The organism is Romboutsia sp. (assembly GCF_051659545.1).
GTDB lineage: Bacteria > Bacillota > Clostridia > Peptostreptococcales > Peptostreptococcaceae > JBOFOR01.
In genome coordinates, this window is sequence record NZ_JBOFOR010000236.1 from 13,216 (window position 1) to 26,668 (window position 13,453).

10 protein-coding genes are annotated in these 13,453 nt (G+C 27.6%); 8 read left to right on the forward strand and 2 right to left on the reverse strand.

What is annotated here, in order from left to right; genetic code table 11:
* The first annotated feature begins 5 nt into the window (after window positions 1-5).
* The 8 genes from ACRC03_RS13250 (at window position 6) to ACRC03_RS13285 (ending at window position 11,377) form a co-directional block, all read left to right on the forward strand.
* Window positions 6-761 carry an alpha/beta hydrolase family protein gene (locus tag ACRC03_RS13250; RefSeq protein WP_438653055.1) on the forward strand — a complete coding sequence of 252 codons (756 nt, stop codon included), beginning with the start codon at window positions 6-8 and terminating at the stop codon, window positions 759-761.
* Window positions 762-787: 26 nt separating this feature from the next.
* Window positions 788-2,707 (forward strand): bilirubin reductase, long form, encoded by a 1,920-nt coding sequence (gene bilR / locus ACRC03_RS13255; RefSeq protein ID WP_438653056.1) that lies wholly within the window; start codon window positions 788-790, stop codon window positions 2,705-2,707.
* A 212-nt stretch (window positions 2,708-2,919) separates the two neighbouring features.
* Window positions 2,920-3,135, forward strand: a complete 216-nt coding sequence (locus ACRC03_RS13260) for a hypothetical protein (protein ID WP_438653057.1) — start codon at window positions 2,920-2,922, stop codon at window positions 3,133-3,135.
* Window positions 3,136-3,172: 37 nt separating this feature from the next.
* Complete coding sequence (locus tag ACRC03_RS13265) at window positions 3,173-4,615, forward strand: DEAD/DEAH box helicase (RefSeq protein WP_438653058.1); 1,443 nt, start codon at window positions 3,173-3,175, stop codon at window positions 4,613-4,615.
* Between the two features lie 89 nt (window positions 4,616-4,704).
* Window positions 4,705-5,415 (forward strand): hypothetical protein, encoded by a 711-nt coding sequence (locus ACRC03_RS13270; RefSeq protein WP_438653059.1) that lies wholly within the window; start codon window positions 4,705-4,707, stop codon window positions 5,413-5,415.
* 108 nt (window positions 5,416-5,523) lie between these two features.
* A complete protein-coding gene (locus ACRC03_RS13275; protein ID WP_438653060.1) occupies window positions 5,524-6,000 on the forward strand; it encodes a glutathione peroxidase in 477 nt (158 codons plus the stop codon).
* Between the two features lie 71 nt (window positions 6,001-6,071).
* Window positions 6,072-9,440, forward strand: coding sequence for an AAA family ATPase (locus tag ACRC03_RS13280; protein WP_438653061.1), 3,369 nt, complete (start codon window positions 6,072-6,074; stop codon window positions 9,438-9,440).
* Window positions 9,441-9,622: 182 nt separating this feature from the next.
* Entirely contained in the window at window positions 9,623-11,377 is a 1,755-nt protein-coding gene (locus tag ACRC03_RS13285) for an HD domain-containing phosphohydrolase (RefSeq protein ID WP_438653062.1), read from the forward strand.
* A 127-nt stretch (window positions 11,378-11,504) separates the two neighbouring features.
* Here the strand turns inward: ACRC03_RS13285 and ACRC03_RS13290 are convergent, their stop codons facing one another.
* Together ACRC03_RS13290 and ACRC03_RS13295 are read right to left on the reverse strand one after the other, a co-directional pair.
* Window positions 11,505-12,338 carry a DegV family protein gene (locus ACRC03_RS13290; RefSeq protein WP_438653063.1) on the reverse strand — a complete coding sequence of 278 codons (834 nt, stop codon included), beginning with the start codon at window positions 12,336-12,338 and terminating at the stop codon, window positions 11,505-11,507.
* Between the two features lie 28 nt (window positions 12,339-12,366).
* Entirely contained in the window at window positions 12,367-13,200 is an 834-nt protein-coding gene (locus ACRC03_RS13295) for a DegV family protein (protein WP_438653064.1), read from the reverse strand.
* Window positions 13,201-13,453 lie beyond the last annotated feature (253 nt).

The window sequence follows — 13,453 nt, forward strand, 5'->3', positions numbered from 1 at the left end:
GAAAAATGGTTAAATTAGTTGAGATAAAAAATAGAAAAAATAAAACCTTAAGAGGTGTATTAACACTTCCAGATAATATAGTTAATCCTTATTTGGTACTTAATTTACATGGGTTTGGAGGAAGTAAGTCTGGTTATAAGTATTCACATACTCATTTATCAAGAGAGTTAGAAAAAAATAACTTTGGATGTGCAAGGTTTGACTTTTATGGGTGTGGTGAAAGTGATGGGGAATATGAAGAAATGACTTTTACAGGACTTATAGAAGATAGCATAGATTTATATGATTGGATAATAGAAAACAATATTACAACTAAAGATCATATAATTTTATCGGGACAGAGTATGGGAGGATATGTAGCAGCATGTGTAGCACCAAAAGTTAACCCAGTAGGTTTAATATTAATGTGCCCAGGAGCCGGAATGTGGTATGGATGTAGAGAACGTTCTGATTCTTTAAAAGAAAAGTCTATTCAATATGCAGATATGGAAGGATTAAAGTTTAGTATTGATTTCAATTATGATTTGTATAATTATGAGCCATTCTCTAGCTGTAAGGGTTATGATAATGATGCAATAATTATTAGGGGTAGCAATGATAAACTGGTAGATGATAAAACTTGTAGAACATATTTAAGTTGTTATAATAAAGAGAAAAGTAGCTATATAGAAATAGAAGGTGGAGACCACAACTTTGCGAGCATAAAAGCAAAAGCTATGTGTGAAGAAGCTATTATTAATTTCTGTAATAAATTTATATAAATATAACATAATTCATGGGGGATAAGATGAAATTATTAGAACCGATAAAAGTGGGAAATATAACATTGAAAAACAGGGTGATGTTTTCACCACTTACAACAGGCTATGAAGGAAAAAATGGAAGTATAACTTCTCAAAGTATAGCATTTTATGAACGACTAGCTAAAGGAGGAGCTTCATATATAGTAGTAGGGGATGTTTCGCCGATAAATGGATTTTCTCCAACACCAAAATTATTTGATGATAGCCAGATAGATGATTTTAAAAAATTATGTGATGCAGTGCATAAGTATGATGCTAAAATATCGGCACAAATATTTTATCCAGAATACGATTGTGAAGCTATAAATAATATTTTAGCCACTGGAGATATAAAAGCAGTACGTGAGAAGCTTCACCATGATATGAATCACTTTGTAAATGAAGTAAGTGAAGAAGCTTTAGATGAAATAATAAATAAAATGTGTGCCTGTGCAGTTCGTGCTCAAAAAGCTGGAGTTGATATAATACAAATTCATGGAGATAGATTAGTAGGATCACTTTGTAGTACTATATTAAATAAAAGAACTGATAAATTTGGAGGAAGTTTAGAAAATAGAACAAGATTTGCATTAAAATTAGTCAAATCATTGAAAAAAGCTTTACCTGATATGGCACTAGATTATAAATTTTCAGTTGTTACACCTGAGAGAGGAAAAGGTGGAATAAACTTAGATGAAGCACCATTATTTGCAAAGATGTTAGAAGAAGCTGGGGTAGATATGCTTCATGTAGCACAAGCAAATCATACAGGAAATATGGCTGATACAATACCACCAATGGGAATTCAACCATATGGATTCTTTGTTGATATTGCCAAAACTATAAAAGAGTCTGTAAATATACCAGTTAGTACAGTTGGAAGAATATTAAACCCTAAAATGGCTGAAAGTATTTTACAAGGAAATAAGGTTGATATAATAGGACTTGGAAGGATATTACTTGCTGATCCAGATTGGGTAAATAAAACTATAGAAAATAGGATTGAAGATATTCGTGAATGTATATCTTGTAACAAAGGGTGTACAGATAATATACAAAATAGAAAATTTTTAAGTTGCGTATTAAATGCGGAGAATGGATATGAAGAAATCAGAAAAATAGCTAAAGCTAATAAAGAAAAAATTGTAGTAGTTGTTGGTGGAGGACCTGCTGGACTAGAAGCTTCTAGAGTGTTATCTTTAAAAGGTCATAAAGTAATATTATTTGATAAAAACACTTTCTTGGGAGGGCAATTAAACTTAGCATGTATACCTCCTAGAAAAAATGAGTTAAAAAGAGCTATAAAATTTTTGACTCATAGTGTAATAAATTCAAATGTAGAATTAAGACTAGGAAAAAAAGTTAGTCAAGATGATATATTAACGTTAAAACCGGATGCAGTTATAGTTGCAGTTGGAGCTAATAATGCAAAGCCTTCAATAAAAGGAATAGATAATTTAAATGTTTGCGACTCTTGGAAGATATTAAATGATGAACAACAAGCATTTGGTAATATAGCGATTATTGGTGGGGGAATGGTAGGTTGCGAGGTTGCAGAATATTTATGCGAGCAAGGAAATCGTGTTTCTATTATAGAACTTGGAGACACTATAGGAAAAGGAGAAAGTAATACTATATTACCTACATTAATGGACAACTTTAAAAAACATAACGTTAGGATTCATACAGGTAACAAGTTAATAGAGATTACTAAAAATAGTGTGATTTGTAATCGAAATGATGAAGAATTAGAGATACCTTGTGACTATGTAATTATGGCAGTTGGAGCAAAGCCTAATGAGTTTGAAATAAATAGATTAGTTGATGCTAATATTAAGGTTATCAAAGTTGGTGACTGTAAGGAAAGAGCACTTGATATTGAAAATGCTATAAAAACTGGTTATGATGCTGCAAATGAAATTTAATTTGTATGAAGATAAATGGGATTTACGTCCCATTTATTTTTAATTACAACAAAAGGGCATAGTAAATTATTAGAAAGTTAAAATTTATTTTCTTTGAGATAATTACATGATTTGTTATAATGTATATAATGCAACATAGTAAATAATAAAGGTTAAAGCTGAATTATAATAAATTAGGATAAAACTAATGGCAACTTTCAAAAGGAGAAAATATGAAATATAGCGAAGAACAAATTAATGAAATAGTAGAAAAAATAGTAGAATTGCTAAAAGAAAAAGAGGAAATGAGAACTGGTAAAATAGCAAAGGTACTTATACATCAAGGTTTAGTACAAACAAGTCATGAAGTAGAAAAAACACTTAAATACAAAAAAGATTTATTCATAAGCCCTAAAATAGGAGTATGGAGACTAATAGATGCGCAATAATAAATATACTATAATGACAAAAAGGAAGATGACATAAATGACAAATTTTAAAGATTATAAATTAAGCAAGGCAATACTCAAATCACTTGATATGTTAAACTACAAAAACCCGACAAAGGTACAACAAGAAGTAATACCTGTTGCCTTAGAAAATAAAGACATACTAGTAAAATCACAAACTGGAAGTGGTAAAACTGCAACCTTCGCAATACCACTATGTGAACTAGTAGATTGGGATGAAAACAAGCCACAAGCATTAATACTTACACCAACTAGAGAACTTGCAATACAAGTTAAGGAAGATGTATTTAACATAGGAAGATTTAAAAGAATAAAAGTACCAGCACTTTATGGAAAGTCATCATTTGCTATGCAAGAAAAAGAGCTTAAGCAAAAAACTCATATAGTAGTTGGAACTCCAGGTAGAACAATAGATCATATTAAAGAAGGAAACTTTATTACTGATAATATAAAATACCTTGTGATAGATGAAGCAGATGAAATGCTTAGCATGGGTTTTTTAGAACAAGTAGAAGAAATAATAGAAGCATTACCAATTGACCGTGTAACTATGCTATTCTCTGCAACAATGCCAGAGGATATAGATGTCTTAGTTGAAAAACACATGAAAGAACCAGTAAAAATAGAAATAAAATCAAAAACTTTAACCGTAGATAAAATACAACAAGATGGATATTATATAGAAGAAAATGGAAAATTGAATTTATTAAAAGATGTAATCACAGTAGAAAATCCAGATAGTTGCGTAATATTTTGCAACACTCAAGTGAAAGTAGAGTCACTTTATAATGAACTAGTAAAATTAAAATATCCATGTGACAAAATACATGGAGGTATGGAACAAGATGATAGAATAAAGGTAATGACAAACTTTAAAAAAGGATACTTTAGATATCTAATAGCTACAGACGTAGCTGCTAGAGGTATAGATATAGATAATATAACTCACGTAATAAATTACGACGTACCTGTTTTAAGAGAAAACTATGTTCATAGAATAGGTAGAACAGGTCGTGCAGGAAAAGAAGGTAGAGCAATAACTTTTGCAATGAAATCTGATGAAAGACGTATTTTTGAAATAAATTCATATACAGGTAAAGAACTTACATTTAAGAAAAAGCCAAGCAAAAGACTTGTTATAGAATTAAAACCGGAATTTGAAAAAAAATTAGCCCAAAGACCTGAAATCAAAATAGATAAAGGCGTAAATCTTAGTAAAGATATAATTAAACTTCATATAAATGCAGGTAAAAAGACTAAGATGAGACCTGTTGATATAGTAGGAACACTTTGTAGTATAGATGGAATGAGTGCAGATGATATTGGTGTTATAAGTGTACTAGATGTATCTACTTTTGTTGAAATACTAAATAACAAAGGCGAAATGGTATTAAAAAAATTGCAAACAAAGAATATAAAAGGTAGGCCTCGTAAAGTTACTAAAGCTGAGATGCAATAATAATTTTAGAAATAGTTATATTTTATAAGTAAGTAAAATTAATTTTTGTGGTATTATAATACAATATACAAAAATTTAAGGAGACAAAAATGAATTATACAAAAGCTAAAAATAAAAGTGAGATACTTGTTAAAAATAGACCGGTAAAACAAAGATTTGATAAACTTATGACCAAATCAGTAAATGTTACTCCAAATCAGGTAGAGGAGTGTATAGAGTATGCTAATAACGAAGTAAATAAATTAAACAACTTTAAACACTTAGTTCCAAGTGAAATAAAAGATTTAGAATTGCAAAAAGAAGTAGTTATGCAGAACATATTTATACAAAAAATAGGTGAATGTGGCTTTGTAAATTATCTTATGAGTAAAAACATAAGTGAAGAAGTAATAAACAAGCATAAAATAGGTATAAAAGTAGCAGTAGCAAAAGAAATACACACAAGACTTATAATAGAAAAAAGTGAGTTTGAAAAGCTTAAGAAAAACTACTATGTTGGAATTCATTTAAACCTAGAAATGGAAGATAAGAAAGACAAAATAAAAAGACATTTAGTAAAAAATTTATACAATATAAAAACAATGCAGATATTTGGATACTTAGACTATAAATTTGTAAATGAATTAAGATATGAAACTGTTAAAAATAAAATGGGTAAAAAAGAATTCAAGTTCTATAATAAAAAAGCAACTGATTATGAAGCTAAAAATCCATATGCAAATATATTAAATAATGATTGTAAATGGTATTATTTAGATAAATTAATGCCAATAGACAATTTAATAAATAAATTAAAATAAATATTAAGAGCTATCTCGAAATGAGAAAATAGCTCTTTTTAAAATTATTAAGATTAAAACTAGAAAAAATGGGTAAAAAATACAAAATAAACAAAAGGAGTTTTTAATATGGAATTTTATGATTACTCAGTAAAAAAAATAAATGGTGAAGAAATAAAAATGGAAAACTACAAAGGTAAAGTATTACTGATAGTAAATACAGCAAGTAAATGTGGTTTTACGCCACAATTTAAAGGATTAGAAGAACTATATCAAAGTTACAAAGATAAAGGACTAGAAATCTTAGGATTTCCTTGTAACCAATTTGCCAACCAAGAAAATGGAACGAATGAAGAAATCCAAGAGTTTTGTAAAGTAAACTTCGGTGTAACGTTCACAATATTTGAAAAGATAAAAGTAAACGGAGAAAATGCCCATCCTTTATACAAGTATTTAAAAGAAGAAGCGCATGGATTACTAACAAAAGAAATAAAGTGGAATTTTACAAAATTTCTTATAGGTAAAGAAGGCAATGTAATAAAAAGATATGCACCTTCATCATCTCCCGAAAGCATAAAGGATGATATAGAACAGCTATTAAAATAATTATTGTATTAAATTCGCAACATTATACAAAATAAGAGTAAAGAACAATAGAGAAAAAGGGGACAATGCTAATGAATCAAAATATTAAATCTATATTTTCTAAAATAGAAGAAAACTTAAATAAAGAACTCATAGGTCAAGATAAATATTTGAACAAATTATGTAATTACTTTGAAAATAAAATATCAAAAGAGGAAAAGGGGATAATCTTCTTAATAGGAGAAAAAGAAACTTCAAAAAAGACAAGTATAAAATTGATGTTTGAAAACATAAAAGAATACAATCTATTAAAAACTAGAGAAGTAGAGCAAATAGATCTAGCATCCTATAACTTTAATCTGGGATACAATGCATTTTTAACAGATTTATATGAAAAATTAAATAATTCTTCAGAATGTATAATATTCAAAAATATAGAAGATGCAAGTGAAGAAATAATAAGTACTATAAAAGAAATAGCTCCAAATAGTTGCATAGCATTGAAAAATGACTATATTATAAAAAATAGATTTTTAGTAGAATATGATGGAAATGAAGAGAAGACTATAAATGAAATAGTATGTCATAATAAATTTTTGGTATTTACTTCATACAATGATAGCTTCAACATAGAAAAAGTATTTAGTAAAGAATTTGAAGACAAAGTAGATATAGTATTACATACAAAAAAGTTAAATAAGCATGAAAGAAATTTAATATTAAAAAAAGAAGTACTTGAAACTGTAAAAAGAGTAGAAAGTAATTTGAAAATAAAAATAATCCTAGACACAAAAGAAGACCAAGAAACAGGTGAGCACACCGGCATCTATAAATTTTTACAAGAAAGCTATAAAAAAGACTCTAACTTTGGGATTTATGAATATGTATCATATAAATTTTGTAAACCTTTAACTAATTTAATAAGAGAAGAAGAAGTAAACCCACAAAGTACAATAATGATTTATGCAGAACATGATGATTTATACTGTAAATGTGAAAAAGGAAGCTATAACTTAGGAGAATACTCAATACCAACATTACAAGAAGCTAAGTACAAGCTAAATTCTATAATAGGTATAAATGAACTAAAAGAATTTATAGAAAATGTTAAAAATAATTATAGAGTTCAACAGATTAGAGAAAGACTCGGTCTTAAAACTTCAAAAATATCTATGAACATGATATTTGTAGGAAACGCAGGTACTGGAAAAACTAATGCAGCAAGAGTAACTTATGAATACTTAAATGCATTAGGAGTATTATCAAATGGGGTGTATAAAGAGGTAAGCAAAGCTGACTTTGTCACTGAAAATACTAATGATGTAGCAAAAAGAACAATAGATATAATAAATTCAGCAAAGGGAGGAGTTCTTTTTGTAGATGAAGCATATTCCCTATGTGAAAGTGATGAAGACAAGGTAGGAAAAGAAATAGTAGATGCCCTACTTAAAGGGATTGAAGATAATAGAGATGATGTAGTAGTAATACTAGCAGGATATGAAAAAGATATGGAAGAATTTTTATCTTTTAACCAAGGTCTTAAATCAAGATTTCCAAATATAATACATTTTAATGACTATACTCCTGTAGAAATGTACGAAATAGCTGTAAATATTGCTAAAGCTAAGGGATATAGAATAGCTAAAAATGTGGAGAATGATCTTATTGATTTATTTACCAAAAATCAAATAAGCGGGAAAAATGATTTAGGAAATGCTAGATTTGTTAGAAATATAATAGAAAATGCTATACTAGATGCTTCGAAAAAATATTTAACTGATAAGAATAAACAAATAGATTTATTGGAAAAAGATAATTTCAACTTTAAGGTAAAGGCAAAGTTTGATTTAGAAGAAAAATTAAGTGAAATAGTAGGACTTTTGGAAGTTAAAAAACTACTTAGAAGTCAGTATAAGCTAATAGTAGCACAGGAAAAAAGAAAATCTGTAGGAGTAAATACTAAAATAGACCAAAATTTAAACATGGTATTTACGGGAAATCCAGGTACAGGTAAAACAAGTATAGCAAGATTAGTAGCAGAAATGTTAAATAGTATGGGATTACTAAAGACTGGTCAACTTATAGAAACGGATAGGTCAAGTTTTATATCAGAAATACCAGGAGAAACTTCAAAAAAAACAGAGACAAAATTTAAAGAAGCACTAGGTGGAGTACTGTTTATAGATGAAGCTTATACTTTAGCTAATGATTCTTTAGGTAGAGAAGCTGTAGAAACTTTACTGAAACTTATAGAAGATTACTCTAAAGAAGTAATAGTAATACTTGCAGGATACACTGAAGAGATGGAAGAATTTTTCGATGTAAATATAGGATTAAAATCAAGATTTCCACTGTGGACAAATTTTGCTGACTATAATCCAAATGAACTTTTAGAAATGTCTATAAAATTAATAGAATCAAAAGGCTTTAAATTATCAAAAAATGCTAATGTAGCACTTAAAAAGAGATTTGTAGATATTTATGAGGAATCAGATTCACAATCAGGAAATGGTAGAATGGTTAGAAATTATGTAGAAAACTTAATAAGAAATCAAAGTATAAGAATATCTGAGGAAGATATAAGTGTTTATGAAATGAATCTAATAACAGTTAAGGACATAGAAAAAGTAGATGTATCTGAATATGAAAATGAATTTAATTTAGAAGAAAAATTAGAAAAATTAATTTATAATGAAAAAGCTAAGAACTTCTTAAATAATCAATACAAGTTCATAAAAATAGAAGAGAGAAGAGCAAAAGCGGGCATAAAAAATGAAATAAATAAATATAATAATATAATTTTTACCGGAAATGCAGGATCAGGTAAGAAAAATATACTGAGCTTACTATCTGAAATGTACTATAGTAGAGGGTTGATAAAAGCTAAAAGTATAGTAGAATTTGATATAAATGAGATTTCTTCTATGATTAATAAAGGTGAAAAGATAGAAGATGTATTAAATAAATCTTTAGAAAAAGTGATACTAATAGATAAAGCACATTTATTAATAGAAAAAGAAAATTATGAAGAGATAGTATCTTCACTAATAAAATTTATAGATAAAAATAAAAATAGATTATATCTAGCTTTAGTTGGACAACAAGAAGGAATTCGAAAATTATTATCATTAAATCCACCTTTAAATTATAGATTTCCTATATATTTTAATTTTGAAGATTACACTTCAGAAGAATTATATAACATTTGTGTAAATATATTAATAGATAAAGGTTTTGAAATAGATAATTGTAACAAAAAAGTGCTTAGCGAAACAATAACTGAAATTTATAAGAAAAACCCTACTTTAAAAAATGGATTATTAATTAAGAACTTCTTAGACCAATTAATAAGGGCGCAGAGCATAAGAATTTATGATGAAAATATAGAATCTAAAAATATAAATGTTATATCGAAGGAAGATATTATAGAAAGTAAAGAAGAATTATTATTAAGAATATAGATATATTAATACTAAAATAATAAACAAAGGCATTGTCTCTAAATATTAATAGAGATAGTGTCTTTGTTATATATATTTATTGTATATTCTAATAGTGTTTACAAAAATAAACCTCAAATTTAATAAATATATTTAGTAAGATTACTAAAAGTATATTACAAACAGGGTAATAGGAGAGATATATGATAGATATAATTAGAGTAACATTAAAAAGTTTACCTTTTCCATTGTGGATTAAAGATTTAAGTTTGACCAACGTATTTGTAAATGAAGCTTATGCTAATATATACAATAAAAAAGTAGAGGATTTTATAGGAAGAAAATATGAAGACTCGTTTAAAAAAGAAATAGTAGACCAATATAATAGTAATTGTAAATTTGTTATGAAGACTGGGGAATCTAAAATAGTAACAGCCATTGTAAATAAAGTATATTTAGAATGTACAATATTTCCAATAAAAGAAGATGATAATAATATAATAGCAATAGCAGGCATTATATTAAACAAACAAGATTTAAAACTAAAAGATGAACAGATTAAAGACCAAAGTATAATATTAAAAGCCATAATTGATGCATTGCCAGGAGTTATCTTTTATAAAAATAAAAAATATGAATATGTATATTGTAACAAAGAATGTTCTGATTTTTATAAGGAAAGAGGAATCGATAATATAATAGGAAAAAATGATTTTGATATCAATCAAAATAAGAAACAGTGTAAAAAATTTATACAAGATGATAAGTATATAATAACTAAAAAAGAAAGCATACACAATGAAACAAGCTTTAAAGACAAAAATGGTAAAGTAGGATATAGAGAAGTAATTAAATCTCCTGCCATAGACGAGTATGGAAAAGTAAGAGGTATAGTAGGGTTTTCAAGAGATATAACTAGTAAAATAAAAGGAAGAGAGAGATTAAAATATTTAAGTTATACAGATATTTTAACCGGGCTAAATAATCGTACTTATTTTGAAGAACAAATGGAAAGGTACAATAAAGAAGATATGCAAGTAGGAGTTATAATGGGAGATGCTAATGGTCTTAAAATTATTAATGATACATTTGGACATGAAGAAGGAGATAAATTATTAAAAAACATAGCAAATATTATAAAACTAGTTTGCAATGATAAAGGTGATGTATGTAGAATTGGTGGCGACGAATTTGTTATTTTAGTTCCTAATGCAAATGAAAATGAATGTGAAAGTATAATAAAAGAAATTTTAAGTAAATGTAAAAGATACAAACATAACCTAATTAAGATGAGTATAGCATTAGGATATTCTATCAAAAAAAATAAAGAAATTGATATCTACCAAACGTTAAAAGAAGCGGAGGATATAGTTTATAGAAAAAAACTATTGCAAGAAAAAAGTATAAGAAGTTCTATAATGTACTCCTTAAAAACAGGATTACAAACAAAAAGTATGGAAACAGAAGAACACACTGAGCGTATGATAAAAAATGCGACAGTTATTGGTAAAAATTTAAATTTATCAATGGGAGAAATGGATGAACTAATTTTAGTAACAACACTACATGATATTGGTAAGATAGGAATAAGTGAAGAGGTACTTTTAAAACCAGGTAAATTAACAGATGAGGAGTATGAAATAATAAAGACGCATACTGAAAAAGGTTTTAGAATTGTACAAGCATCAAGTGAATTGAGCAATGTAGCTAGAGGTGTTTTAACACATCATGAAAGATGGGATGGAACAGGTTATCCTTTAGGTATTAGAGGTGAAGACATACCCAAAACCGCAAGAATTGTAGCTGTCATAGATGCTTACGATGTTATGACAAATGATAGAGTTTATAAAAAAGCGATGACAAAAGAAGAAGCTATTTTTGAGTTAAAAAGATGTTCAGGAAGTCAGTTTGATCCAGAGATAGTCAAAGTATTTATAGAAAGTGTTCAAAGAGATTAAACAATTAAATTTAATAGATGCTTAAATGTATACAAAACATGGAGACTCTTAAATTGAATTAATATGATATTGAATAAACATAAATAAATAAAGGGCTATGTTAGCCCTTTATTTATTTTTAGATATACTATATAGTAGCAATTCCAACTATACTTGGACCTGAATGAGATGATATACAAGCTCCAATATTTACCTTATAGATACCTTTAGGAGAGGCATCTTCTAGTATAGCTTCTTTTAATTGTTCTACACAACTTTCATTATCACAACATGCTAAAATTATAATTTTATCATCAAAAGTTTCTATTAGTTCTTTAGTATGCTTCATAAGAGTATTTACTACGTGTTTTTTTCCTCTAATCTGAGACTTTGGACCAACAATACCATCTTTTATAGTTAATATAGGCTTAACATTTAACATCGTTCCAATTGCTGCTTTAGTAGATGATATTCTTCCTCCTTTTTGTAAGTAAGTTAATTCATCTACAAAGAAAAATGCTGTTTCACTACCTTTTGATTTTTCTAGAGTTTGAATTATTTCTTCAATATTCTTACCTTCCTCTTTTAATAAGCACGCTTTTACAACAAATGTTCCAGCACATACAGATAAACTATAAGTATCAAATGTGTGTACGCATCCACTACCTTCAACATCTCTACTAGCCATAACTGCACTTTGATAAGTTCCAGAAGCAGCAGATGAACCACCTATGTATAATACATCTTCTCCTTTTGATGTAAACTTTTCAAAAGCTTCTTTAAATCTTATATATGTGATTTGAGAGGTTTTAGGTAATTCATTACTTTCTCTCAATACTTTATAAAACTCATCATGTGTTATATCAACACCATCTAAATATTCTTTTTCATTTATGATGATAGTAAGAGGAACAACATCTACTTTAAATTTATCTATAATTTCCTTGGGTACATCGGACATAGTATCGCATATTATTTTCATATTTAATTCACCTTTATTATAATATTTTTTATAAAACAGCCATTCCTACTATCTCTGGCCCTGAATGTGCACTTATGCAAGTTCCAGCTTTTACTTCATAAGTATTCTTACAATTAGTTTCTAGAATTTTTTGTTTTAATAATTCTCCATCGTCTAGATTGTCTCCACATCCATATACAATAATTCTATTTTCTAAATCATCTATTCCTTCAATAGATTTATTAAATATAGTAGATACCATTTGTTTTTTACCTCTTACTTGTGATTTAGGAGCTATTAATCCATCCTCTAGTGCAAGTATTGGTTTTATATTAAGTATTTTACCTAATTTTGCTTTAACTCCAGAAACTCTTCCACCTTTGTATAAATAATCTAAAGTTCCTAATGATAAAAATACTCTCTGGGTTCCTTTTAATGATTCTAGTATTTGCACTACCTCTGAAGCAGACTTTCCTTCGGCTACTAATTGACACGCTTTTACTACAAATACTCCCCCACCTGCAGAGAAGTTATAAGTATCAAAGGTAGTTATTTTTGAACTTCCTTCAATATCTCTGCTAGCCATAACTGCACTTTGATAAGTTCCAGAAGCCACAGAGGAGCCACCTATATATAATATCTCATCATATTTATTTGCATATGTATCAAATACTTCTTTAAATTGAGCATATGTTGCTTGAGAAGTTTTAGGTAACTCATCACTACTTCTTAAGACATTGTATACCTCTTCAGGAGACATTTCTACGCGATCTAAATATTCTTTCCCGTCTATTATAATTGTAGTTGGAACTACATGTATATCGTACTTTTCAATCACTTCTTTAGGTACATCAGACATAGTGTCACAAATTAATTTTATCAAGATTAAATATCCTCCATTTTTTAAATATATATATTTTTTTATTATATACTAGTGTTATTATACGATAATATGTCAAAAAATACCATATAGTACCATTATTTAATAAATTAAAGAGGATGATTATTAGGCAAAAATACTCATATAAAATAATTCGCTATTTTTGTAAATATAATGTATAATACAATAAATAAACACTTTTTATGTTTAGGATTATAACTGCACATAAGAAGTGTTTATTTTTATTCTTACATTT

What these genes read in the sequence shown, in the direction of transcription:
- ACRC03_RS13250 (WP_438653055.1), top strand. Translation starts at nt 6, where the DNA reads ATGGTTAAATTAGTTGAGATAAAAAATAGAAAAAATAAAACCTTAAGA.
- bilR (WP_438653056.1), top strand. Translation starts at nt 788, where the DNA reads ATGAAATTATTAGAACCGATAAAAGTGGGAAATATAACATTGAAAAAC.
- ACRC03_RS13260 (WP_438653057.1), top strand. Translation starts at nt 2,920, where the DNA reads ATGAAATATAGCGAAGAACAAATTAATGAAATAGTAGAAAAAATAGTA.
- ACRC03_RS13265 (WP_438653058.1), top strand. Translation starts at nt 3,173, where the DNA reads ATGACAAATTTTAAAGATTATAAATTAAGCAAGGCAATACTCAAATCA.
- ACRC03_RS13270 (WP_438653059.1), top strand. Translation starts at nt 4,705, where the DNA reads ATGAATTATACAAAAGCTAAAAATAAAAGTGAGATACTTGTTAAAAAT.
- ACRC03_RS13275 (WP_438653060.1), top strand. Translation starts at nt 5,524, where the DNA reads ATGGAATTTTATGATTACTCAGTAAAAAAAATAAATGGTGAAGAAATA.
- ACRC03_RS13280 (WP_438653061.1), top strand. Translation starts at nt 6,072, where the DNA reads ATGAATCAAAATATTAAATCTATATTTTCTAAAATAGAAGAAAACTTA.
- ACRC03_RS13285 (WP_438653062.1), top strand. Translation starts at nt 9,623, where the DNA reads ATGATAGATATAATTAGAGTAACATTAAAAAGTTTACCTTTTCCATTG.
- ACRC03_RS13290 (WP_438653063.1), bottom strand. Translation starts at nt 12,338, where the DNA reads ATGAAAATAATATGCGATACTATGTCCGATGTACCCAAGGAAATTATA.